Raw genomic sequence first — 23,669 nt, 5'->3', positions numbered from 1 at the left:
GCTTGCCCAATGGACCGCAACGGGCTCGCCGCAACCCGAGATACGAACCTCCTCCGCCGAGCTATTTATACAGTCCAAACTGGACAGTCTTAGCTGTCTAGTCTAGATTGGTGGCATGGATGGCATCGGCGAGTCCGCCGTCGCGGCCGCGCGAGATATTCGGGTGGTCTTCAGCCGGCTGCGGCGGCGGTTGAGGAACGTCGCGGTTGGTGAGGATCTGACTCCGTCACAGACGGCGGTGCTCACCCGGCTATGGAAAGAGGGGGCGTCGTCGGCCAGCGCGTTGGCAGGCGCAGAACGGGTACGCCCCCAGTCGATGGCAACCATACTGGCCGCCCTCGCACAACGTGGGCTCATCGAGCGCACTCCCGACCCGGAAGACGGTCGGCGCCAAGTGGTCTCGCTGACCGAGGCGGGCCGTGAGCGCGCCGAGAGCGACCGTCAAGTGCGGGAGGAGTGGCTGGCACGCGCGATGCAGGAGCGGTACTCCGAACGCGAGCGGCGCATCATCCTTGATGCGTTGTCGCTGCTGGAGCGCCTAACCGAACAATAGCTACACGAAAGGACAGATTTGGCAATGCAATTGGGAGTGCACTTCATCGATTTTCTGCCAGGCGACCCGGCGAAGCTGGGCCCGACGCTTGCCGACGCGGCCAGAGCCGCCGAGGAAGGCGGGGCAACGCTGTTCACGCTGGCCGACCACTTCTTCCAGATGGAAGCCCTTGGGCCCGCGCAGGATCCTTTCTTGGAGGGCTATACATCCCTGGGTTTCCTGGCCGGACAAACAACGACTATCGACCTGGCCCTGCTGGTCACCGGGGTGACGTATCGCTATCCCGGGGTGCTGGCCAAAACCGTCACCACGCTCGACGTGCTGTCCCAAGGCCGATCGATACTTGGCCTGGGCGCGGCGTGGTATGACCGCGAACATGTCGCGCTCGGCATTCCGTATCCGGCGCTGAGCACACGCTTCGAGATGCTGGAGGAGACGCTGCAGGTATGCCGGCAGATGTGGAGCGATGATGACGGCCCGTACAACGGCAGGCACTATCAGCTGGCCGAGACAATCTGTGCGCCCCAACCGATTCGGCGGCCACCGATTCTGATTGGCGGCGACGGCGAGAAGAAGACGCTGCGGCTGGTCGCGCAGTACGCCGATATCTGGAACAGCATGGCGACCGATGTCGACGAGCTGAAGCACAAGGTCGATGTGCTGAACCGCCACTGCGACGCGGTGGGCCGTGATCCCGGCGAAATCCGCAAGACGGCCGGCGGCCTCGCGACCATGGATCCGTTCGATGACACCGACGCGTACCTGAAGACTGTGGAGCGCTATGCCGCGCAGGGCATCGAGATGATCAACGTCGGTCCCCTGCCGGGAAACCCGGATCCCGTCGGCTTCATCCGCCGGTATGCCGATCAGGTGATGCCGAAGCTGGCCGGGATAGGTTGAGCTGCAACGACTATCGCCGTCGCCGGCGAGCTGGAATGCGTGTGTGACGTGCCGCCGAATACGGCCCCGAGGATCCCCGCGAATATCACCAGCGCGGTCACGATGCCGCCGATGACGATTCCGGCAATCGCCAAACCGCGGCCGCCCTGGCCGCTCTGCCTGATCTGGCCCAGCGCCAAAACGCCGAGGATGATGCCCAGAATGCCGCCGATGATGCACAGCCAACCGAACAAGGAGCACACCAACGAGGCGATGGCCAGCCCATTGGTGCCGACGGGCTGTGGTGGCGGATAACCATAACCACCCGGCGGTGGCGGATAGCTGGGCGGGGGTTCCGACACGGACGCCTCCTTATCCGGGGTAACGCGAGTAGCACGCGTCCATGTTGCCGGTCACGCCGCCGCGGAACGCCGCTATCCGCGTGAAGCCGGCCGGAACGCTGGTACCGTCCGCGTCGCTGGCCACCAGGTGGTTGGTGAGCAACCCCGCGACGGCTTCGTCGAGGTCGCCGGCGGTCAGCAAAAGCTCCTTCTTGGAAGGCAAGTCGATGGGTTCGGCCATCTTGCGGTGCACAACACCGGTCAGGCACGCGGTGCGCAGCGCGGTCCACGGGCTTTGCATCGCCAGCCCGCGTTCGTGCTGTACCGCCAGCGCGTATCGCGACATCACGACCGACAGGGCGGTGTCGTCTCCCTGCGGCAGCGTGTGTTCGCTCTCGGCGGAGACCTTCCCCATCTTCGCCAGCCCGGGCAGATCGACCACGATGGTGTTGGTGGCCGGACAATACGACGCCGGCGGGCTGGCTTTCGCATCCGGGCAATCGGCCGGCTTGTAGGACAACGTCGGCGGATTCTTCGGCGAGAAGATCTTTCCCAGCAGCTCCATCAGCGTCGACAGGGTGTCTTCGTTGAGCGTGACCTCGCCGGTCTCCGGGTCCCCGCTGTTATCGACGCGCAGGGTCTTGGGAAGGTCGCCGCGGCGCTGCTCGATTTCCTGCTTGTTGATCCCTGCGCAAGCCGACGCCCCGCTGATGAAGCCCATCTGGAAGGCGCTGATCCGATCCAGGGCCGAGCCGTGTTCGTCGTCGTTCTCGGTGTCCGCGTCCATCACCGGGTCACGGGTGGTGATGATTCCCGCCAGCACGTGGTCGAGTCCGTCGGCGGTGCTCAGCGTGAAGCGCGGCGACTTGCCGTCGGCCACCCAGAACAGATAGACGCCGGCGAAACAATCGGCCTGCTGTTCGCGAACGATGGTGGGGTCCTTGCGGGTCACCAGTTTCGCCATCTGCTGCAGGGCATGCCCGAACTCGTGGGCCAGCACGCCGTTGACGGACATGTCGCCGAAATAGCGTTGCGCGACAGGCATGAACACGCCGCGGTCCCAGGCGATCAGGTTGCATCTCGATGTGAAAAAGGCGTTGACGAGCTTGTAGGTGTCGTTGTGGCACACGATCGGACTGCTGGGATTGGTGGAGTCGTAGGAGATGAGCTTGCCGACCGGGACGAACGATCCCTGCAGCGATTCGCCGTAAACCGACTTCCAGTACTCCTCGATGTCATTGACCGATAGCAACGACAACTTGTCGATGGTGCCGTTGTCGGTGTTGATCACCGTTCCGGTCGTAGCCGGCGCGTTCGGGCGGATCCCGCTGGGACCGTTGGTGGCGGGCAGACCCCCGACCCGGAACGGGTCGTTGAGCATCGACAGGGCTCGTCCCTCGACGAATGTGCTGCAGCCGGCCACCACGAGTATCGCCGCTGCGCAGGCGATTGCCGCCCGCAGCGCTGCCGCCGCCCTGCGTCGGCGACCTCCGGCCGGTCGACGTCGATACCGCGCGTGGTTATCCATCACCAACCCCATCTCGACCGGCCGAATCAAAGGGTCCTTATTGTAAATCCGTCGATCAACGAGCGTGCCACAAATGGGGGCCTCAGCAAACCCCGAATCAGCAATCGCCTCTGGTGGCCCGGGCGCTACGGCAGCCGCGTGCGGTGCCGCTTGTCGTGGGACGGGACGCCGTTGACGCCCCCGATTGACATGGCATAGCTGCCGACCGCGTACGCCACCCCAGAACCCATGACCGCCAATGCTTCCCGGCTGATGTTGTCGACGGTGTCGCGGGGGGTCTGGAAGTTGGGATCGAAGCCGACACCGGCCTTGCCGCGCCATAGCCGCGCTTGCACAGGGGTTTTCAGCTGTGACGCGCCGGCGCTCAGACCGCCGATCGGCACGCCCGCCACCATGAAGGGGTGGTAGTCGGTCCGGGTGCCCAGCGGCATGTCGGCGGGCCGCTTCCCGGCCAGGTTCAGGTAGCCGTCCAGCGTGCGCTCGATGCCGGCCGAGCCGTCGGGCACATCACCGAACGAGACACCCTGTCCGGGCGGACCGGACTGATCGCCGTCGTCGGTGAAAAAGCCGGCGTTGAGCGAGCCGATCAGGTTGACGTTCAGGTACATGGCGATGTCGTTGCGTTGCTCGTCATCCAGGCCGAACACGTAGTCCGTCACCCCGTTGAGCCCGTCCTCGTCGGCGCCCCAGAACACGAACCGCACCGCGTTGTTCACCGGCGCCAGCGGCCCGAGCTGCAGCGCGGTTTCCAGCACCGCGGCAACCCCCGAGCCGTTGTCGTTGATGCCCGGGCTGTCACGCGGGCCGTCCAGGTGCGCTCCGACCATGATCACGTCTTTAGCCGAGCCGGTCTTGGTCTGCGCCAGCACATTTCGCGACGTGATCTTGACGTTCTCGGCATCCAGGACCAGATGTACCGGTGTGGTGCTGCGTGCGAGCGCGCCAGCGGCCTCGGCACCGGCGACGGCGACCGGAACCGTCAGCTGCTTGAAGTAACCCGGATTGAACAACGTGGGCGGCGCGCCCTGGCCGCCCGGCGTGCTGAGCACGACCAGCGCGACGGCACCCTTGGCCACCGCGCTGTTCTGCTTGTCGACCACCGAGCAGCGGGTGTCGTCGACGACGGCGATCGCACCCTTGGGTAGGGCTGCCGGGTAGTCGCCGACCGCGCAGCCCGACGGCGCGCCCGGCCGGACCGGTTGCCCGGTCAGACCGCCGGGCGGTGTCCGGACCAACAGCGAGGCCTGATCGACCGGATAGCCACGGCCCGCGATCGTCAGCGCCGGCTTGCCCTGGGCAATGGCATACAGCCGGTCGAACTGCGGCGTCGATACCTCGAAACCCTTGCCGCGCAACGCCTTCACCACATACTCCACGCTGGCGTCGTAGCCCGGTGTGCCGTCCGCCCGGTTCCCCTTGTTGGCGTTGGCGATGTCCTGCAGTGCGCGCAGGTGGCCGAACATCCCGTCGGCGCTCACCTTTGCGGCCAGGCCACGACCGAGGTCCGGCGCCGCGGCGGGCGGAGCCGGCCGCGCCGACGAACAGCCCGCCAGCAGCCCGATCACGAGGAGCGCGCCCAGCCGACGGGGCATGGCACGCGTCATGGCTTGGAGAGCACGTGGCGCGTACGGTCCGCCATGACCGGGACGCCGTTTCGTCCGCCGAGGTCCTGCGCATACAGCGCCAGCACGTAGGCAACGCCGCCGCCGTTGATGCCCAGCGAGGTGCGGTCGATGTGGTCGAGGGTGTCGCCCTTCTGGTGGTAGTTCGGATCGAACGGCTCGTTCGCCGTCCCGCCCCACAGCTTGGCCTGCTCGTCGGACTTCTTGTTCTCCGCACCCGAGAACAAGCCGCCCGCGGGGATGCCCGCAAGGGTGAATCCGTCGTAGTCGGAGCGCCCGTCGAACGAGGTGTCCTGCGCGGTTTTGCCGGCCGACTTCAGGTAGTCGACAAACGTGCGCTCGATGCCGGCCGAACCCTCGGGTACCATCGGCTGCCCGCGCGCATCCGGCGGCAGCGATTGGTCTCCGTCATAGGTGAAGTAGCCGGGATTCGGCGACGCGAGCATGTCGAAGTTCAGGTACAGCGCAATGTCTTTGAGCGCATCGAGGTTGAGCGACTCGACGTAGTTGCGCGATCCGATCAGGCCGACTTCCTCCGCGCCCCAGAAGCCGAACCGCACCGCGTTGTGCACCTGCGGTGAATTACCCAGCTGCACCGCGGTTTCCAGAACGGCGGCCACTCCCGACCCGTTGTCGTTGATGCCCGGTCCCGCCGGGACGCTGTCCAGGTGTGCGCCCGCCATCACCACGTCGGTGGGGGATCCGGTCTTGGTCTGCGCGATGACGTTGCGGGCCTTGAAACTCTGGCTGCCGGCATTCAGCTTGATCGTCGTCCGCCCGGGCTGGACGCGCAGCTGCACCCCCACGGACTTGGCCACCCCGACCACCGGGATCTTGACGTCGGTGTCTGCGCCCAGGGTTCCGCCCATCTGCTGCTCGTCCACGTTGTCGGCGACGATCATCGCGACGGCGCCGCGCTGCGCCGCGGCGTCCTCCTTCTGGGCGAAGGGGCAGGTTCCGCGGTCCACCAGCACCACGGCGCCGTGCACTGCCAGCCCGTCGAAGTCGGAGGGCCTACAGCCCGAGCTGTCTCCGGTCGGGGCGGCCACCAGTGGCCCGCTCACGCCGTCCGGCGGTGTGGCGGCGCTGTAGTCGAGGGCGCGCGCCTCCACGGGCTTGCCGCCGACCGTCACCTCCGGTTTGTCCGCATGGAACACCCGGGCCGAGAACTCCGGCGTCTGCACGTCAAAACCGCTGTTACGCAGTGTATTCACCACATAGTCGACGCTGGCCTCATAGCCGGGGGTGCCCACTGCACGAGTGCCGTTGTTGGCGTTGGCGATGTCCTGGAGCTTCGACAGGTGCGCCATCATCGCGTCGGTCGTGACCTTGTGCTGCAGGGCACTGGCGAACTTCGCCGCGGCGGGATCGCCGATCGGTTGCTGCGAATTGGCCGTCCGGTGGAAGCAGCCGGACGCAAATACCGTGACAGCGACCAAGCCGAGCACCGCCGCGACAGCCCTGGATTTGTGCACCATCGCGCCCAACGTTAGACGCGGGGGGTCCGGAGTTCCAGCTCAGACATACAGCGCGCTGAAGGGCGCAAACGGGATGTTGCGCACCACAAACCAGGCCAGCACTACCACCAGCGTCACTGCCGCGGACCATCGATGGTGCTGCCAGCCTCGAATCCGGCGGCCCGAAACGCGGCCGTAAGTCCACGCCGCGAAGGCCCACACCAGCAGTGCGATCGCCACCAGGCCCACAGCGTTAAACCTCGCGGCCGCTAGCAGATTGCCGTGCATCAACGAGTACAGCATCCGCAGGCTGCCGCAGCCGGGACAGTCGATCCCCAACAGCGCCTTGGTCGGGCATACCGGCAGCGGACCGTGCGGTGTGGTCGGATCGCCCACCCAGATGGCCGCGCACACCAGCGTCGTGCCCGCCGCCACCATCAGTGGCGCACCGAGACTCAGCCGTGTCGAACCAGGGCTCACCGTGGAACCAATCGCGGCCTTAGAAGAACATCGTCGTGGCAAGCATCGCGGCGTTCGAGTTGGTGGCCAACCCGCCCGCAATTGCGATGATCGCGTAGATGATGCCCACGACAACACCAATAACGGCCGACCAGATCACGAACTTCTTGGCACTGTCGGCGGCCGCCTGCGCCTCGGCATACTGGCCCTGCGCCCATAATCCGTTGACTTGGCTGGACTTGACGATCGCCACGATCCCCAGCGGAAGGCAGCAGAACAACGTCACCAAAATGGACCACACCAAGTAGTTGTTCGGCGCTTGCCCCGCGGGCGGCTGTTGCGGTGGGTAACCGGGAGGGGGAGGCGGCTGTGCAGTCATCGGGTCTCCAGTCAAGAGAAGTTAGCTGGCGTAAAGCGTGCTAACCATACCTGAGCGACGCCCGTCGAGCAGCTTGTCCGCGAAATTCGTATGCCAGCGATTTTCCGCAAACGCGATGGGAAAAATCGGCCGGTAAACCCGTCATGTCGACCGCGACTGCAGTCGACTGAAATAGCTTGTCTACTAGCCGCTTTGAGCGCGCGCCGGTTTCCGGCACCGCACCGAGGTGCGCCGCGAATGATGCCCAAACAGACAATTTCCAACGGAATGTGTTGCATAGCCACGAGATAGCCTTACGATCCTTTTAGCTGAAGCGCTGTTTTCGGCCGACAACGCACATACACTCCGGGACGTCAGCGCAGCCGCACCGTCGGTCCGGCGACCGTAAGGAGTCATCGAATGTCTCACCTCACCATCACGTTACGAGCCGCGACGGCGGCAGCACTCGTGAGTAGCTCTGTCTGCCTTGGTACCGCCACCGCCGCAGCAGATCCCACCGACACGCTTGCCGGACTACTATCCAAGGGCTACAACACCAGCAACTGCTCCTCGCAGCAGCCCCCGAGTGGCGTGTCGGCGGTGCTCCAGTGCGGCCAGAACAGCGACCCCAGCGGGCCGGTCTTCGCCAAGTACCTGCTCTTCAACAACGCCAGCGATCTAGCCAGTTCGTTCACCAACAGCATCGGCTCCGACACGCTGACCAATTGCGGGGACGCCAAATCGCCGACCGTGTGGCACCAGGGCAGCTCGACCGACTCGGCCGGGCAAGTGGCGTGCGGCACCTATCAAGGCCAGGCCGAGGTCATCTGGACCACGGATGCCAAGACGGTGATGAGCCTCATCCGCGGATCCAGCGGTGACACGGCCGCGCTCTACCAATGGTGGCGAGCCAACGGCTGAACGGTTGCGCCGCACCGCATTTCGGGCATAGCTTCCCGAAACATCCTTGCGTTACCCGGTTTTCCCCTCAAACAAAGGAGTTCAGAATTGTCCCCCCTCACCCACACGCTGCGGGCGGCGACGGCCGTAGCGCTCATCGGCGGCTGCGCCATCGCCGGTAGTGCCACCGCGACGGCGGCCCCCATCGACACGCTCACCAGCGCGCTGTCGAAGGGCTACACCAGCAGCAACTGCTCGCCACAGCAGGTCTCCGACGTGCAGGGCTCGTTTTCCGCCCCGGTGGTGGCGGTGCTGCAGTGCGGACAGAACGCCGACTCCAGCGGTCCGATGGGCGGAAAGTATTTCCTGTTTGGCAGCAGCGCCGACACGGCCAGCTCGTTCACCAAACTGATCAGCAGCGACACCCTCGCCAACTGCGGGGACGCCAAGTCGCCGACCACATGGCACCAGGGCAACTCCGACTCGGCCGGACAGGTGGCGTGTGGAACGGATTCCGGCCAGGCCGAGGTGCTTTGGACCGTTGACTCCAAGAACGTCCTGGCGTTCATCCGCGCGTCCAACGGTGACACGGCCGCCCTGTACAAGTGGTGGCAGGCCAACGGCTAAGCGTCACAACCGAGCCGATACCAGCTCCGCGACCGCGCGCATCCCCGCGCCGTTGGGGTGCAGCGGGGCCGGTCGGCCCGGCACCGGCACACCGTAGCGCGCCGGCAGGGTCGTCCACGGCTCGGCCGACCACGCGTGGTGTTGCCGGCTGGCGGCGGCGGCGCTGACGATTTCGCAGCCGGTCGCCTCGGCGGCCTCGGCAGTGAGTCGTTCGAGCGTCCCGGCGACGTGACGGCCGAGGTCGGATTCCGCCGGCGCGAGCGGCGGGGCCGGTGCGTCCGCGGGCAGGATCGTCAGGTAGTCGACGAAGTAGATCCGGGCACGGGGCGCGCTCTCGCGCAGCGTGCGCCCGACCGTGCACAACGAATCGAACACCTCGGCCAGGGCCCGATCGCGCGTGTCACGGTCCAGCAGTTCGGATATGCGCCCACCCACCAGCGGCAGGCGTCGCGCCCAGTGTGGCAGTGCGGCGGCCATCAGCAGCGGGACGTAGCCGACGTCGTTGCCGCCGATGGTCACCGTTACCAGGCTCTCCGAACCGTCCAGCGCGGCGATCTGCGGCGGCTGACCGTGTTGGTGGTCGGCCAGCACGTGGGCGGTGGTCGCGCCGGAGAACGTGACGTCAACGAGGTCCAGTTTCAGCCGCTCGGCGAGCAGATGCGGGTAATTGCGGGCCGATCGGCCGGACCACCGGGGCGCTCCCGCGGCGCGGGGCATGATGCCGGGACCGGCGGCCATCGAGCTGCCGAGCGCCACATAACGTGTCATCGTTCCGGGCTGGATGCCTGCGCCCAGAACCGTTTTGGGATCCGCCCGGCGCGCCGCGCCAGGTAACCGGCCGTGACGGCGCCGGCCATCGCCGCGGCCATCGCGGGCGGGTCGGCGGCCCGGGTTACCGCGGTGGCCAACAGCACGGCGTCGCAACCCAATTCCATCGCCAGCGCGGCATCGCTGGCGGTACCGATGCCGGCGTCGAGCACCACCGGAACGCCGGCCCGGGCGACGATCATCTCGATGTTGTGCGGGTTGGTGATGCCCAGGCCGGTGCCGATCGGCGAGCCCAGCGGCATCACCGCCGCGCAACCCGTGTCCTCCAAACGGCGGGCCAGGGCCGGGTCGTCGTTGGTGTAGGGCAGCACGACAAACCCGTCGTCGACCAATTGCTCTGCCGCCCGGACCAATTCGACCCCGTCGGGCAGCAGGGTCCGCTCGTCGGCGATCACCTCGAGCTTGATCCAATTGGTGCTCAGCGCCTCGCGGGCCAGTTGCGCGGTGAGCACCGCCTCGGCCGCGCTGCGGCACCCCGCGGTGTTGGGCAGCGGGGTGATGCCGAGCCGGTTCAGCAGTTCCAGCAGCCCGGTGCCGCCCTCGGCGTCCACCCGGCGCATGGCGACGGTGGTCAGCTCGGTGCCCGACGCGATCAGCGCCTCTTCCAGGACCGCCAGGTTCGTCGCTCCCCCGGTACCCATGATCAGCCGCGAGGCAAAGCTGCGGTCGGCGATCGTCAACTTGGAATCAGCCACCCTGCACCGCCGTCACCACCTCGAGTCGGACCGGCTCGGAAAGCTCGGAAAGCGTTGTCGTCCAGCGCGAACGCGGCAGCACGGACAAGTCCATGGCCACCGCGATGCCCCGGTCCGGGAAACCCAGCGACTCCAGCAATGCCGCGACCGTGGTCCGCCCGTCGACCTCGACCCGTTTGTCGTTGACCATGACGATCATCGGTGGGCCCCAACCGGAACGAGTTGACAGACAATCTGTTCGGCGGTCCACGGGGCCAGCAGGAACCCCGATCGCCCGTGGCCTGCGGCGACCAGGGTGCGCGCGTCCAGGCGTTGCACGAGGGGCAGATTGTCCGGTGTCATCGGGCGCAATCCGGCCGCGCACTCGGCAAGTTCGTACTCGCCCAGCGCCGGCACCACCGCGCACGCGTCGTCGAGGAGGTCGCGTACCCCGGACACCGCCGGCGCGGTGTCGCGGCCATGCTCATACTGGGTGGCGCCGACGACGACGCCGTCCGCGCGCGGCACCAGATAGACCTGCCGCCCGTGCACGCGTGCGCGAATCACCCTGCCCAGCAACGGCATACAGCCTTTTCGCCAGCGCAGCCGCAGCACCTCGCCCTTCACCGGGCGCACCGGCAGGCCGGGCCACAGTGCGGGGGCGTCGATGCCGTTGGCGATCACCACCGCGTCACCCTCGACACCGGCCAGCGCGCGCGCCGGCGGCGCCCACTGCACGCCGAGACGCTCGCAGTCCAGCGACAGCGCGTCGAGCAGCGCCCGGTTGTCCACCGCAAGCTCGGTCGGCGCCCGGAAGCCGTGCCGAATGCCTTGTGCCAGCAGCGGTTCGACGTCGCGGGCGGCCGACTCCCAGATCACCGGGTGCCCCTGCGCGGACAGCCAGTCGGCGACGGTGCGCAGGTCCGCGACATCGGCCCGGTCGACGGCCACCACCAACGACTCGCGCGCGGTGATCACCTCCGGTGGCAGCCCGTCGGTAAACCCACCCTCGCGCCACAGCCGCAGCGACTCCAGGCCCAGCCGCAACAGTCGCTCTTCCCCGGGCCAGCCTTCGCTGTGCGGGGCCAGCATGCCCGCGGCGACCCACGACGCGCCGGCCTGCCCGGTGCGGTGCACCCGCACCGACCACCCGGCCCGCGCCGCCGCACGCGCGACCGACAATCCGATGACGCCGCCGCCTACCACGGCCAATGAGCCGGCCATCGGCATCCTCTGCTCCCTTCGCCGGCATGACCCGGATCAGGTTCGACGGTAAGGGCGGGCGCGCCCACTCTCAGTCCCCGCTCGCCGGGACTCCCGTGCTCTTCTTCCTGCCCTACGCTAGCGCGCTAGCGTCGCGGTGTGCACGAACGTCTCGCGCGGCTGGCCGCGGCCCGGCTGTACCTGTGCACCGACGCCCGGCGCGAGCGCGGCGACCTGGCCCAATTCGCCGACGCCGTGTTGGCCGGCGGGGTCGACATCATCCAGCTCCGGGACAAGGGCTCGGCCGGTGAGCGGCGGTTCGGACCGCTCGAGGCACGCGACGAGCTGGCGGCGTGTGAGATCCTCGCGGACGCCGCGCGCCGGCACGGCGCGCTGTTCGCCGTCAACGACCGGGCCGATATCGCCCGCGCGGCCGGCGCGGACGCGCTGCATCTGGGACAGGGCGACCTGCCGCTTGCCGTGGCCCGCGACATCGTCGGGCCGGAGGTGCTGATCGGCCTGTCCAGCCACAACCGGGACGAGGCCACTGCCGCCGCCGGCGAGGCCGACTACTTCTGCGTCGGCCCCTGCTGGCCCACCCCAACCAAGCCGGGTCGCGCGGCGCCCGGCCTGCGACTGGTGCGCGCCGCCGCCGAACTGGGTTCCGACAAGCCGTGGTTCGCGATCGGCGGCATCGACGCCCAGCGGCTGCCCGAGGTGCTCGAGGCCGGAGCCCGCCGGGTCGTGGTGGTGCGGGCGATCACCGCGGCCGAGGATCCGGGCGCCGCGGCGCAGCGGCTCAAGTCAGCGCTTGCAGCAGCGAGCTGATCCGCGGGCTCAGCGGCGAAGGCTCCTGATTCGCGTCGCCCGGCATGCACCAGACGAATACCCCGGCCTCGATCTCCAACGTTCGCGGCAGGCGCTGCCGTCGTTCGTCGGCATGGCCCAGCGGCACCAGGGCCGGGGCGGTGCGCAGCCGCTGCCAGCTGGCGGCGAAGCCCGGATGCAGCGGCAGGTCGGCGACCTCGTCCTCACCGACCCAGCGCAGCTCGGCGCTTTCCCGGTTGGGCACGGTGTGCAGCAGCTCGGCGGCGTCGGCCACGACCGTGGTGTAGCTCCACCGGGCACCGCCATAGCCGGAGACCTCGGCGGTGACCACGGTCGCCCGCACGGCAAGCAGCTCGGCGAGCAGCCCCGCCTCCTCGCGCGCTTCGCGGACCGCCGTCTCCTCCGGGGACTCGTGGCTGTCGCGGGCACCGCCGGGTAACCCCCACGTGCCGCCCTGGTGGCTCCACACGGCGCGATGCTGAAGCAGCACCGCCGGGGTGCCGTCAGGTCGCGGAGCCCGCAGCAACAGACCGGCCGCGCCGAAGCGACCCCAATAGTGGACGCCGCCGTCGGATATCACCCATCCGTCACCGTCGCCCTGCACGAGTTCAGGATATGCAGGTCTGCGACGCCCGGGCCCAATTGCCTCCGCCTCCCCCCACACGCCGGAACATTCTCTTAGAATTCGCTTAAAGGTTCGTACAGCGACTTTTCGAGGCCGAAAGCTGAGGTCTGAACAGACGTGACGGTTGAGCTGGCGCACCCGTCGACCGAGCCGCTGGGGTCGCGGTCGCCGGCCGAACCGGCTCATCCACGCTGGTGGTTCATCTCGACGACGCCGGGCCGCATCTTGACCATCGGGATCGTGCTGGCGGCGCTCGGCGTCTCCAGCGCCTTTGCCACCTCGACGACCATCAATCACCGGCAGCAGGTGCTGACCACGGTGCTCAACCACACCGAGCCGCTCTCGTTCGCCGCCGGGCGGCTGTACACCACGTTGTCGGTGGCCGACGCCGCGGCCGCCACCGCGTTCATCGCCCAGGCCGAGCCGCGCCCGGTCCGGCAGCGCTACGAGCAGGCCATCACCGACGCCGCGTCGGCCGTGACCCGGGCATCAAGTGGGCTAACCGACGAACCGCTGGTGCAATTGCTGGGCAAGATCAACGCCGAACTGGCCGTATACACCGGCCTGATCGAGATCGCGCGAACCAACAACCGGGCGGGCAACCCGGTCGGCGCGGCCTACCTGTCCGAGGCCTCCGGGCTGATGCAATCGACGATCCTGCCCGACGCGGCGCAGCTCTACCAGGCCACGGCCGACCGGGTGGATACGGAGACGACAGCGTCGACCCACTTCCCGGCTCCGGTGATCCTGGTCGTCGCCACGACGGTGGTCTTCGGCGCGTTCTCCCATCGCTGGCTGGCCCGGCGCACCCGGCGCCGGGTCAACCCGGGGCTGGTGGTCGGCGCGCTCGGTATCCTCGTCATGGTGGTGTGGGTCGGAACTGCGCTGACAATCTCGACGACCGCGAGTCGGAGCGCAAAAGACACTGCGGCGGAGTCACTTAAGACGGTGACCAATGTCGCGATCACCGCTCAACAAGCGCGAGCCGACGAGACGCTGTCGCTGATCCGGCGCGGCGACGAGGACCGGCGCAAGCAGTCGTTTTACGAGCGGATCGACTCGATGCACACCCAGCTCGAGCAGTACATGTCGCGCAGCGATGCCGTCGACAAGCCCGACCTGCAGGGCGCCGATCAGCTGCTGGTCCGTTGGCGGCAGGCCAACGACCGGATCAACTCCTACATCTCGGTGGGCAATTACCGGGCCGCCACCCAGGTCGCGCTGGGTAGCGGCGAGGACGACTCCACCCCCGCCTTCGACAAGCTCGAAGACCAGCTGGGCAAGGCCATGGACCAAAGCCGCATCCACCTGCGCAACGACGTCCTCGCCGCGCGCGGCGGGCTGTCGGGCGCCCAGGTCGGCGGCGTGGTGCTCAGCCTGGGCGCCGCCATCGCGGTCGCGCTGGGCCTGTGGCCGCGGCTGAAGGAGTATCGATAATGGTTCGCCCGGCCCGGGTTCGACTGGTGTGCGGCGCACTCGCCGCCGCGGTCGTCCTGGCGGGTTGCAGCCACACCGAGTCGCTGACGGTGGCCACGGTGCCGACGCTGCCGCCACCCTCGCCGGTCGGCATGGACCAGCTGCCCCCGGAGCCGCCGCTGCCGCAGCGTGACTCCACCCAGGACTGCGACGCGACCGCAAGCCTGCGGCCCTTCGCCACCAAGCCCGAGGCCGACGCCGCGGTGGCCGACATCCGCGCCCGCGGCAGGCTGATCGTCGGGCTCGACATCGGCAGCAACCTGTTCAGCTTCCGCGACCCGATCACCGGCGAGATCAGCGGCTTCGACGTCGACATCGCGGGCGAGATCGCACGCGACATCTTCGGCGCCCCGTCGCACGTCGAGTACCGGATCCTGTCGTCCGACGAGCGCGTCACCGCGCTGCAGCAATCCGAGGTCGACGTCGTCGTCAAGACCATGACCATCACCTGCGAGCGGCGCAAGCTGGTGAACTTCTCGACGGTCTACCTCGACGCCAACCAGCGCATCCTGGCCCCGCGTGACTCGCCGATCGCCAGGGCGGCCGACCTGTCCGGCAAGCGGGTCTGCGTGGCGCGGGGCACGACGTCGCTGCAACGGATTCGGGAGATCGTGCCGCCGCCGGTTGTGGTGTCGGTGGTGAACTGGGCCGACTGCCTCGTGGCGATGCAGCAGCGGGAGATCGACGCGGTCAGCACCGACGACTCGATCCTGGCCGGATTGGTCGAAGAGGACCCCTACTTGCACATCGTCGGACCGAACCTGGCCACCCAGCCCTACGGCATCGGGATCAACCTGAACAACACGGGACTGGTCCGCTTCGTCAACGGCACGCTGGAGCGGATCCGCCGGGACGGCACGTGGAACACGTTGTACCGCAAGTGGTTGACGGTGCTGGGCCCGGCGCCCGCCCCGCCCGCGCCGAGGTATGTGGACTGATGGCCGAGCCGATGAAGAAAGCGGACAAAAACCCCGAGGCGCGCGAACCCGCCGACCAACCGGACGAGGACGTCAGTCCCGCGACGCAGCCGCCGGACACCCAGACCGGTGGGATGCCGACGGGACGGCTGCAGGCCACCCAGGCCCTGTTCCGTCCCGATTTCGACGACGATGACGACGACTTCCCACTCATCCACGGTGTCGATACCGAACCGCAGGAGCGGACCGTCGCCACCCGCGTGTTGCCGCCGACCAGGCAGCTCGGCGGCGGGCTGGTCGAGATCCCGCGGGTGCGGGACATCGATCCGCGCGAAGCCCTGATGACCAACCCGGTGGTGCCGGAATCGAAGCGGTTCTGCTGGAACTGCGGAAAGCCCGTCGGCCGGTCCGGGGAAGAGGGCAAGGGGGCGTCGGAGGGCTGGTGCCCATCCTGCGGCAGCCCGTATACGTTCCTGCCCCAGCTGAATCCCGGCGACATCGTCGCCGGCCAGTACGAGGTCAAGGGCTGCATCGCACACGGCGGGCTGGGCTGGGTGTATCTGGCGGTCGACCACAACGTCAACGACCGCCCGGTGGTGCTCAAAGGCCTGGTGCACTCCGGGGACGCCGAGGCGCAGGCGATCGCGATGGCCGAACGGCAATTCCTCGCCGAGGTGGTGCACCCGCAGATCGTGCAGATCTTCAACTTCGTGGAACACACCGACCGCCACGGCGATCCGGTCGGCTATATCGTCATGGAGTACATCGGCGGGCAGTCGCTCAAGCGGGGCCTCAAGGACGGCAAGGCGGACAAGCTGCCGGTCGCGGAGGCCGTCGCGTACCTGCTGGAAATCCTGCCCGCGCTGAGCTATCTGCATTCCATCGGCCTGGTCTACAACGACCTGAAGCCGGAGAACATCATGCTGACCGAGGAGCAGCTCAAGTTGATCGACTTGGGCGCGGTGTCGCGGATCAATTCCTTCGGTTATCTCTATGGCACACCCGGTTTCCAGGCGCCGGAAATCGTGCGGACGGGACCCACGGTCGCCACCGACATCTACACGGTGGGGCGGACATTGGCGGCGTTGACGCTGAACCTGCGCACCCGCAACGGCCGCTATGTGGACGGGCTGCCCGAGGACGACCCGGTGCTGGCCAAATACGACTCGTTCGGCCGGCTGCTGCGCCGCGCCACCGACCCGGACCCCCGGCGCCGGTTTTCCACCGCCGACGAGATGTCCGCCCAATTGATGGGCGTGCTACGGGAAGTGGTCGCGCAGGACACCGGGGTGCCGCGGCCGGGGCTGTCGACGATCTTTTCCCCGAGCCGCTCGACGTTCGGGGTGGACCTGCTGGTCGCGCACACCGACGTGTACCTGGACGGCCAGGTGCATTCGGAGAGGCTGACCGCCCGGGAGATCGTGATGGCCCTGCCGGTGCCGCTGGTCGATCCGACCGACGTCGCCGCGCCGGTGCTGCAGGCGACGGTGCTGTCCCAGCCGGTGCAGACGCTGGACTCGCTGCGCGCCGCCCGCCACGGCTCGCTGGACGCCGAAGGTGCCGACGTATCCGAGTCGGTGGAGCTGCCGCTGATGGAAGTCCGCGCACTGCTGGACCTCGGCGACGTGGCCAAGGCCACTCGCAAGATCGACGACCTGGCCGAGCGGGTCGGCTGGCGCTGGCGGCTGGTCTGGTACCGGGCCGTCGCGGAACTGCTCACCGGCGACTACGACTCCGCCATCAAACATTTCACCGAGGTGCTGGACACCTTCCCCGGCGAGCTGGCGCCCAAACTGGCGCTGGCCGCCACCGCCGAGCTGGCCGGCAGCACCGACGAGCACATGTACTACGAGACGGTGTGGAAGACGAACGACGGCGTGATCTCCGCGGCCTTCGGTCTGGCCCGGGCGCTTTCCGCCGAGGGTGATCGGGCCGCGGCGGTGCGCACCCTCGACGAAGTCCCGGCCACCTCACGGCATTTCACCACAGCGCGCCTGACGAGTGCGGTCACGCTGATGTCGGGCCGCTCGACGAACGAAATCACCGAGGAGCAGATCCGCGACGCCGCGCGACGCGTGGAGGCGCTGCCGCCCACCGAACCGCGGGTGCTGCAGATCCGCGCCCTGGTTCTGGGTGGGGCGATGGACTGGCTCGAGGACAACGACGCCAGCACCAACCACATCCTCGGTTTCCCGTTCACCGAACACGGGCTGCGGCTGGGCGTCGAGGCGTCGCTGCGCGCCCTGGCTCGCGTCGCGCCCACCCAGCGGCACCGCTACACGTTGGTGGACATGGCCAACAAGGTGCGGCCGACAAGCACGTTCTGATCTTGTTCTCGAGTGCCCGTCGTGGGCGGCCTGCGCGCACACTCAAAGCCCTTGGCGCACACTCGATGCGGCCAGCGCGGATTTGACTCGTCGGATGGTAGCGGCGGGGTTGTCCTCAGCGACGACCCGGACGATGGTCCAACCCAGTCGCTCCAGCATCTCCTGCCGCCGAATGTCTTTGACGTACTGCCGGCGTTCGCTGCGGTGATGGTCGCCGTCGTACTCGACGGCGACCATCCGCTCCTCCCAGCCCATGGCGAGGTAGGCGACCGGAATGCCGTCGACACCCAGCACCGGGATCTGGGTCTGCGGCCTCGGCAGACCCGCATCGATGAGCAGCAGGCGCAGGTAGCTCTCCCGCGGCGACTGCGAACCCGCGTCAACCAGCTCCAGCGCGGCCTGCAGCCGCCGAATTCCAGGCGAGCCCGGATGGCCTGCGGCAATTCGCAATACGTCGTCGACTTTGAAGCCCGTCGCATATGCCAGCGTGTCCAGCCGCGCAACGGCCGAATGAACAGCCCCGCGCCGGCCGATGTCGAACGCGGTTCGCTCGGGCGTGGTGACGGCGCGGCCGTCGATAATCTGCGTCTCGCCGTCGAGCAGCGCGTCGCGCCGCGTCAGCACGCCGCGAGGTGCGCGGGGATTGGCATGGATCAGCTCCACCGGAACATCGTCGGGAATCCATTCGGCGCCATGCAGTCTGGCGGCGGCGGCGCCCGCAATCGTCGCCCGGCGGCCCGACCAGAGCCAGGCGCCCGCGATACGCCGTTCGAGCGACGCCTCTGCATCCGGCGAAAGATAGACATTAGGAAACAGTGCGCGGTAGTAGCTGCGCAGTTGGTGGCGGGTCATCTCGCCCAGCTTCAGTGCCTCGCTACCGATGAACGGTTCTCCCAGGTGCCGCATGCCGCGACACTTGCACAACACGGCCAATCGCGACTTCGTCTATGCACAGTGCTCATCGAGTGTGCATCGTGGGCGGCGTGATCGCACACTGAGAGCCCTCAACGCACACTCGCGACTAAACCATTTAGGTTGAGCTGCCCAACAGGCTGACGCAGTCGCGGGCGATGGCGAGCTCTTCGTCGGTCGGGACCACCAGCACGGTGATCGGCGAGTCGTCCGCGGAAATCTGTCGCGCACCCTTGCCGGCCCCGAGGTTGCGCGCCTGGTCGAGCACGATGCCCAGCTCCTCCATGCCGGCCACGGCGTCGCGGCGCACCGCCGGATCGTTCTCGCCGATTCCGGCGGTGAAGCTGATCACGTCGGTATGGCCGAGCACCGCCAGGTAGGCGCCGATGTACTTGCGCAGCCGGTGAATGAATACGCTGTAGGCCAATTGCGCTGCGCTGTCTCCTGATTCGATCATCGCCCGCAACCGGCGGAAGTCACGCTCGCCGGCCAGGCCCCAGACGCCTGAGCGGTGGTTGAGCATCGACTCGATCTCGTCCACACTCATCTTCGCGGTCCGCCACAGGTAGCCGATCACGCCCGGGTCGATGTCACCGCTGCGGGTCCCCATCACCAGGCCCTCCAGCGGGGTCAGGCCCATCGAGGTGTCGATGGGCCGGCTGCCGGCGATCGCCGAGGCCGAGGCGCCGTTTCCCAGATGCAGCACGATCTGCTTCAGGCCGTCGCGCGGCCGGCCGAGAAACGCGGCGGCCTGCTCGCTGACATACCGGTGCGACGTGCCGTGAAATCCGTAGCGGCGGATCTGCCACCGCTCGGCCAGGCCACGGTCGATGGCGTAAGTCGACGCCGCGGGCGGCAAATCATGGAAGAACGCCGTATCGAACACCGCGACGTGCGGAACCCCGGGCAGCAGCTTCCGCGCCACCTTGATTGCCCGCACCGCGGGCGGATTGTGCAACGGGGCAAGTTCCGACAGCGCGTCGAGGTCGGCGATAACCGCGTCGTCGATCAACGTCGGAGCATGAAACTTGTTGCCTCCGTGCACGACCCGGTGCCCGACGGCCAGCAGGCCGCACGACTTCAGGTCTATGCCGCCCTCGGCCAGGTGCTCGAACGCCAGGCGCAACGCCTCCTCATGGTCGGCGACCCGAGACGACGGTTCGCCGATGCTCTCGACGTTGCCGGTCGCGCGGGCCGTGCCCGAATCGGGGTCGACCAGCTGGTATTTCAGCGATGACGAGCCGGAGTTGATCACCAGGACAGTGCTACCGGCCATCGTGCACGCCCTGCGCCTGAATCGCGGTGATGGCAATGGTATTGACGATGTCTTCGACCAGCGCGCCGCGGGATAAGTCGTTCACGGGCTTGCGCAGACCCTGCAGTACCGGCCCGATCGCGATCGCCCCGGCGCTGCGCTGCACCGCCTTATAGGTGTTGTTGCCGGTGTTGAGGTCGGGAAAGATCAGCACCGTGGCGTGACCGGCCACCGGCGAGTCACGCAGCTTGGTGGCCGCGACCGAGGGTTCGATCGCGGCGTCGTACTGGATGGGGCCCTCGACCGGCAGCTGCGGGTCCCGCGCGCGCACCAACTCCGTTGCCGCCCTAACCTTGTCGACGTCGACGCCGGAGCCCGAATCGCCGGTGGAATAGGACAGCATGGCCACTTTCGGCTCGATGCCGAACTGGGCGGCGGTGCGCGCCGAGCTTATCGCGATGTCCGCGAGCTGTTCGGGCGTGGGATCCGGGACGATCGCGCAGTCACCGTAGGCCAGCACCCGATCGGACAGGCACATCAGAAAGATGCTCGACACCGTGGAGACGTCCGGAGCGGTCCTGATGATCTCGAACGCCGGGCGAACGGTGTGCGCCGTGGTGTGGACGGCACCGGACACCATGCCGTCCACCATGCCGTTGTGCACCAGCATGGTCCCGAAATACGAGACGTCGTGCATCATCTCGTGCGCCTGCTCGACGGTGGTGCCCTTCTCCTTGCGCAACTCGGCGTACTGTTCGGCGAACCGGTTTCGCAGGTCCTCGTCGTCCGGGTCGACGATCTTGGCCGCGCTCAGGTCGACCCCGAGTTCCGCCGAGCGCAAACGGATCCGGGCCTCGTCGCCCAGGATGGTCAGGTCGGCGATGCACCGCTTGAGCACCCGTCCGGCCGCCTTGAGGATCCGGTCGTCGTCGCCCTCGGGCAGCACGATGCGCTTGCGATCCGAGCGCGCCTGCTGCGACAGCCGGTGGGTGAACATCTGCGGCGTGGTGACCGTCGGGATCGGAATGGCAAGCTGCGCCAGCAGATCCGCGATATCCACATGGCGCTCCATCAGCTCCACGGCCGTGTCGATCTTGCGCTGCGACGTGGCGGTGACCCGGCCGCGCGCCGAGGCGACCGCGCTGGCCGTGTCGTAGGTGCCCAGCTCGGTGGCGATGATGGGTAACCGAAGCCGCAGGCCCGACACCAGCGCCGAGATCGACGGATGCAGGTCGAATCCGCCGTTGAGGATCAGGCAGCACAGCGACGGAAAGCCTTCGGCCGCATGGGCGCTCGCGACGGCCAGCACGACGTCGGAGCGATCGCCCGGGGTGATCACGGCCGTGGCGTCGCGGAGTCGTTCCAGCACGTGGTCCGCCGTCATCCCGGCCACCAACACGCCCATCGCCTCGCGTCCCACCAGCTCGGCGTCTCCGCTGACCAGCGTCCCGCCCACCGCCGTCTGCAATTCGGCCACCGTCGGCGCCGACAGCAGCGGATCGTCCGGCAGCACATAACTGGGCGGGACGAACGACCGCAGTGCTTCCGCGACGGCGCCCAGCTCCGATGGCTCGCAGCGGTTGGCGACGACCGCGGCGGTGTGGGCGCGCTGGGCCAGCAGCTCGGCGAGGCACAATGAGACGACGCTGGCGACTTCGGTTGGGCTGCGGCCCTTTCCGCTCACCGTCAGCAGCACCGGTGCGCCGAGGTTGACCGCGATCCGGGCGTTGGCCGACAGCTCGGCGGGGCTCGCTGCCCCTCCCAGGTCGGTAAAGTCGCTGCCGACGATCACCACCGCGTCGCACGCCTGCGCCATCGCGTGATAGGCGTCGACGATGGTGGCGATCGCGGCGTCGGTGTCGGCGTGCAGCTGCTGGTACGTGACGCCGACGCAGCGCTCGTAGGGCAGCCCCGCGGTGGTGCGTGTCAGCAGCAATTCCAGGATGTAGTCCCGATCGCCGTCGTGGCGGGCAATCGGCCGGAACACACCGACTTTGGCGACGGTCGCGGTCAGTCGGTTGAGCAGCCCCAGCGCGATCGTCGACTTGCCGGTCTCGGGCTCGGGCGCCGCGATGTAGATCCCCGAACCAGCCCTAGCGGCTTCAGCCAAGTCGCCGCAACCTGGGCGCCAGGTCCTTTTCGAAGAGCTCCAGGAACCGGCGCTGGTCGTGGCCGGGCGCATGGAACACCAGGTGGTTGAGGCCCCACTGCACGTACTGGCCGACCTTTTCGACGGCCTCGTCGGGATCCGACGCCACGATCCAGCGCTTGGTGATCTGCTCGATCGGCAGCGCGTCGGCGGCCTTCTCCATCTCGATCGGGTCGTCGATGGAGTGCTTCTGCTCGGCCGTCAGCGACAACGGCGCCCAGAACCGGGTGTTCTCCCGCGCCAGCTCGGGGTCGGTGTCGTAGGAGATCTTGATCTCGATCATCCGGTCGACATCGTCGGGGTTTTTGCCCGCCGCCTCGGCGCCCTCGCGCATCGCGGGGATCAGCTTGTCCTTGTACAGCTCTTCGCCCTTACCGGAGGTGCAGATGAAGCCGTCGCCGGCCCGCCCGGCGTACTTGGCCACCTGCGGTCCGCCCGCGGCGATGTAGATCGGGATACCGCCCTCGGGCACGTCGTAGATCGAGGCGCCCTTGGTGTTGTAGAACTCGCCCTCGAAGTCGACGCGGTCGCCGAGCCACAGTTCGCGCATCAACCGCACCGACTCGCGCAGCCGCGCGTAGCGCTCCTTGAACTCCGGCCACTCGCCCTCGTATCCGGTGGCGATCTCGTTGAGAGCCTCGCCGGTGCCGACACCGAGGAAGATGCGGTTCGGGTACAGGCAGCCCATCGTGGCGAAGGCCTGGGCGATGACGGCGGGGTTGTACCGGAAGGTCGGCGTCAGCACCGACGTGCCCAGGACGAGCCGTTCGGTGCGTTCGCCGACGGCGGTCATCCAGGCCAGCGAAAACGGCGCATGCCCGCCCTTGTGCCGCCACGGCTGGAAGTGATCACTGACGGTGGCGCTGTCCATGCCGTGCGCTTCGGCGGCGACAGCCAGTTCGACGAGCTCGCGCGGAGCGAATTGTTCAGCGGAGGCTTTGTATCCAAGTTTGAGTTCGGCCACGGGTTATTTCTACTCCTACACTCGGGGGACATGGGACCGGCACCGAACCTTGTTCAGGTCACCGACACCGTGTACCTCGCCCAGGGTCCGGCCGTTAACTGGACGGTGGTTGTCGACGGGACCGGCGTCATGTTGATCGACGCCGGCTATCCCGGCGACAGGGAGGCCGTGCTGGCCTCGCTGCGGCAGCTGGGCTACGGCGCGGGCGATGTTCGCGCCATCCTGCTGACGCACGCGCACATCGACCACCTGGGCTCGGCGATCTGGTTCGCGAGCGAGCACGGCACGCCCGTGTACTGCCACGCCGACGAAGTGGGCCACGCCAAGCGGGAGTACCTGGAACAGGTGTCGATTCTCGATGTCGCCCTGCGCATTTGGCGGCCGCGGTGGGCGGTCTGGGGCGTCCACGTGGTCCGCAGTGGCGGCCTGATCCGCGACGGCATCCCGACCACGCAGCCGCTGACCGCCGAGACGGCCGCCGGCCTGCCCGGTCACCCGATGGCCATTGCCACGCCCGGGCACACCAGCGGGCATTGCTCGTACGTCGTCGACGGGGTGCTGGCCAGCGGCGACGCGCTGATCACCGGCCATCCTTTGCTGCGGCACAGCGGGCCGCAGCTGCTACCGGCGGTGTTCAGCCACAGCCAACAGAATTGCCTGCGCAGCCTGAGCGCGCTCGCGCTGCTGGACGTCGAGACGCTGCTGCCCGGTCACGGCGATGTGTGGCGCGGCCCCGTCCGGGAGGCGACCGATCGGGCACTCGCGCTGGCGCAATGAAAGGAGGGGC

24 protein-coding genes and 1 riboswitch are annotated in these 23,669 nt (G+C 68.0%); of the genes, 9 read left to right on the top strand and 15 right to left on the bottom strand.

Annotated features, from left to right (window positions below; all coding sequences use genetic code 11):
* The first annotated feature begins 115 nt into the window (after nt 1-115).
* Nucleotides 116-553, top strand: coding sequence for a MarR family winged helix-turn-helix transcriptional regulator (locus A5745_RS03850; protein WP_076062666.1), 438 nt, complete (start codon nt 116-118; stop codon nt 551-553).
* 24 nt (nt 554-577) lie between these two features.
* The gene (locus A5745_RS03845) at nt 578-1,453 is read left to right on the top strand and encodes an LLM class F420-dependent oxidoreductase (RefSeq protein WP_076115155.1); all 876 of its coding nucleotides are present in this window, start codon (nt 578-580) and stop codon (nt 1,451-1,453) included.
* Here A5745_RS03845 and A5745_RS03840 read toward each other — a convergent pair.
* The 6 genes from A5745_RS03840 to A5745_RS03815 form a co-directional block, all read right to left on the bottom strand.
* Nucleotides 1,420-1,794 (bottom strand): DUF4190 domain-containing protein, encoded by a 375-nt coding sequence (locus A5745_RS03840; RefSeq protein WP_076115154.1) that lies wholly within the window; start codon nt 1,792-1,794, stop codon nt 1,420-1,422. The genes A5745_RS03845 and A5745_RS03840 overlap by 34 nt on opposite strands.
* Nucleotides 1,795-1,804: 10 nt before the next feature.
* The gene (locus A5745_RS03835) at nt 1,805-3,301 is read right to left on the bottom strand and encodes a peptidase (protein WP_076115169.1); all 1,497 of its coding nucleotides are present in this window, start codon (nt 3,299-3,301) and stop codon (nt 1,805-1,807) included.
* Between the two features lie 125 nt (nt 3,302-3,426).
* Nucleotides 3,427-4,893, bottom strand: a complete 1,467-nt coding sequence (locus A5745_RS03830; protein ID WP_076115168.1) for a M28 family peptidase — start codon at nt 4,891-4,893, stop codon at nt 3,427-3,429.
* Between the two features lie 8 nt (nt 4,894-4,901).
* Complete coding sequence (locus A5745_RS03825; RefSeq protein WP_076115153.1) at nt 4,902-6,401, bottom strand: M28 family metallopeptidase; 1,500 nt, start codon at nt 6,399-6,401, stop codon at nt 4,902-4,904.
* A 39-nt stretch (nt 6,402-6,440) separates the two neighbouring features.
* Nucleotides 6,441-6,818 carry a DUF2752 domain-containing protein gene (locus tag A5745_RS03820; protein WP_076062673.1) on the bottom strand — a complete coding sequence of 126 codons (378 nt, stop codon included), beginning with the start codon at nt 6,816-6,818 and terminating at the stop codon, nt 6,441-6,443.
* A gap of 61 nt (nt 6,819-6,879) precedes the next feature.
* Complete coding sequence (locus A5745_RS03815) at nt 6,880-7,218, bottom strand: CD225/dispanin family protein (RefSeq protein WP_076062675.1); 339 nt, start codon at nt 7,216-7,218, stop codon at nt 6,880-6,882.
* Between the two features lie 399 nt (nt 7,219-7,617).
* Here A5745_RS03815 and A5745_RS03810 point away from each other — a divergent pair, with 399 nt between their 5' ends.
* The gene (locus tag A5745_RS03810; RefSeq protein WP_076062676.1) at nt 7,618-8,118 is read left to right on the top strand and encodes a serine/threonine protein kinase; all 501 of its coding nucleotides are present in this window, start codon (nt 7,618-7,620) and stop codon (nt 8,116-8,118) included.
* A gap of 87 nt (nt 8,119-8,205) precedes the next feature.
* Entirely contained in the window at nt 8,206-8,724 is a 519-nt protein-coding gene (locus A5745_RS03805) for a hypothetical protein (RefSeq protein WP_076062678.1), read from the top strand.
* Between the two features lie 3 nt (nt 8,725-8,727).
* On the opposite strand, the gene A5745_RS03800 is transcribed toward A5745_RS03805, so the two are convergent.
* The 4 genes from A5745_RS03800 to thiO form a co-directional block, all read right to left on the bottom strand.
* Nucleotides 8,728-9,492, bottom strand: a complete 765-nt coding sequence (locus A5745_RS03800; RefSeq protein WP_076115152.1) for an SGNH/GDSL hydrolase family protein — start codon at nt 9,490-9,492, stop codon at nt 8,728-8,730.
* Complete coding sequence (locus A5745_RS03795; protein WP_076115151.1) at nt 9,489-10,247, bottom strand: thiazole synthase; 759 nt, start codon at nt 10,245-10,247, stop codon at nt 9,489-9,491. The genes A5745_RS03800 and A5745_RS03795 overlap by 4 nt, the downstream gene beginning before the upstream one ends.
* Nucleotides 10,240-10,446: a sulfur carrier protein ThiS gene (gene thiS, locus A5745_RS03790; protein WP_076062683.1), complete on the bottom strand. Its 207-nt coding sequence runs from the start codon at nt 10,444-10,446 to the stop codon at nt 10,240-10,242. Before thiS ends, A5745_RS03795 begins: the two co-directional genes overlap by 8 nt.
* The gene (gene thiO, locus A5745_RS03785; protein WP_076062685.1) at nt 10,443-11,456 is read right to left on the bottom strand and encodes a glycine oxidase ThiO; all 1,014 of its coding nucleotides are present in this window, start codon (nt 11,454-11,456) and stop codon (nt 10,443-10,445) included. Before thiO ends, thiS begins: the two co-directional genes overlap by 4 nt.
* Nucleotides 11,447-11,557, bottom strand: a riboswitch (TPP riboswitch). Its footprint overlaps the gene before it by 10 nt.
* A 31-nt stretch (nt 11,558-11,588) precedes the next feature.
* Here thiO and thiE point away from each other — a divergent pair.
* Complete coding sequence (gene thiE, locus A5745_RS03780) at nt 11,589-12,257, top strand: thiamine phosphate synthase (RefSeq protein ID WP_076115150.1); 669 nt, start codon at nt 11,589-11,591, stop codon at nt 12,255-12,257.
* Here thiE and A5745_RS03775 read toward each other — a convergent pair.
* The gene (locus tag A5745_RS03775; RefSeq protein WP_076062688.1) at nt 12,229-12,861 is read right to left on the bottom strand and encodes an NUDIX hydrolase; all 633 of its coding nucleotides are present in this window, start codon (nt 12,859-12,861) and stop codon (nt 12,229-12,231) included. The genes thiE and A5745_RS03775 overlap by 29 nt on opposite strands.
* A 138-nt stretch (nt 12,862-12,999) precedes the next feature.
* Between A5745_RS03775 and glnX the strand changes: the two genes are divergently transcribed.
* Genes glnX through A5745_RS03760 form a run of 3 tightly spaced genes read left to right on the top strand, consistent with a single transcriptional unit; the run spans nt 13,000 to nt 17,602 of the window.
* The gene (gene glnX / locus A5745_RS03770) at nt 13,000-14,319 is read left to right on the top strand and encodes a protein kinase G-activating protein GlnX (protein ID WP_076115149.1); all 1,320 of its coding nucleotides are present in this window, start codon (nt 13,000-13,002) and stop codon (nt 14,317-14,319) included.
* Entirely contained in the window at nt 14,319-15,296 is a 978-nt protein-coding gene (locus A5745_RS03765) for a glutamate ABC transporter substrate-binding protein (RefSeq protein ID WP_076115148.1), read from the top strand. The genes glnX and A5745_RS03765 overlap by 1 nt, the downstream gene beginning before the upstream one ends.
* Nucleotides 15,297-15,307: 11 nt before the next feature.
* Nucleotides 15,308-17,602: a serine/threonine-protein kinase PknG gene (locus tag A5745_RS03760; RefSeq protein WP_371336836.1), complete on the top strand. Its 2,295-nt coding sequence runs from the start codon at nt 15,308-15,310 to the stop codon at nt 17,600-17,602.
* Nucleotides 17,603-17,644: 42 nt separating this feature from the next.
* On the opposite strand, the gene A5745_RS03755 is transcribed toward A5745_RS03760, so the two are convergent.
* The 4 genes from A5745_RS03755 to fgd all read right to left on the bottom strand — a co-directional run bounded on the left by A5745_RS03755 (nt 17,645) and on the right by fgd (nt 22,882).
* Nucleotides 17,645-18,508, bottom strand: a complete 864-nt coding sequence (locus A5745_RS03755) for an endonuclease domain-containing protein (RefSeq protein WP_076115146.1) — start codon at nt 18,506-18,508, stop codon at nt 17,645-17,647.
* Nucleotides 18,509-18,632: 124 nt separating this feature from the next.
* Nucleotides 18,633-19,790, bottom strand: a complete 1,158-nt coding sequence (locus tag A5745_RS03750; protein ID WP_076115145.1) for an acetate kinase — start codon at nt 19,788-19,790, stop codon at nt 18,633-18,635.
* Nucleotides 19,780-21,879: a phosphate acetyltransferase gene (gene pta, locus A5745_RS03745; RefSeq protein WP_076115144.1), complete on the bottom strand. Its 2,100-nt coding sequence runs from the start codon at nt 21,877-21,879 to the stop codon at nt 19,780-19,782. The genes A5745_RS03750 and pta overlap by 11 nt, the downstream gene beginning before the upstream one ends.
* Nucleotides 21,872-22,882 carry a glucose-6-phosphate dehydrogenase (coenzyme-F420) gene (gene fgd, locus A5745_RS03740; protein WP_076115143.1) on the bottom strand — a complete coding sequence of 337 codons (1,011 nt, stop codon included), beginning with the start codon at nt 22,880-22,882 and terminating at the stop codon, nt 21,872-21,874. The genes pta and fgd overlap by 8 nt, the downstream gene beginning before the upstream one ends.
* Before the next feature lie 30 nt (nt 22,883-22,912).
* Here fgd and A5745_RS03735 point away from each other — a divergent pair, with 30 nt between their 5' ends.
* Nucleotides 22,913-23,659, top strand: a complete 747-nt coding sequence (locus A5745_RS03735) for an MBL fold metallo-hydrolase (protein WP_076115142.1) — start codon at nt 22,913-22,915, stop codon at nt 23,657-23,659.
* The last annotated feature ends 10 nt before the right edge of the window (nt 23,660-23,669 follow it).

The organism is Mycobacterium sp. IS-2888 (assembly GCF_001954215.1).
Classification (GTDB): domain Bacteria; phylum Actinomycetota; class Actinomycetes; order Mycobacteriales; family Mycobacteriaceae; genus Mycobacterium.
This window is presented reverse-complemented; position numbering and strand designations above follow the sequence as displayed.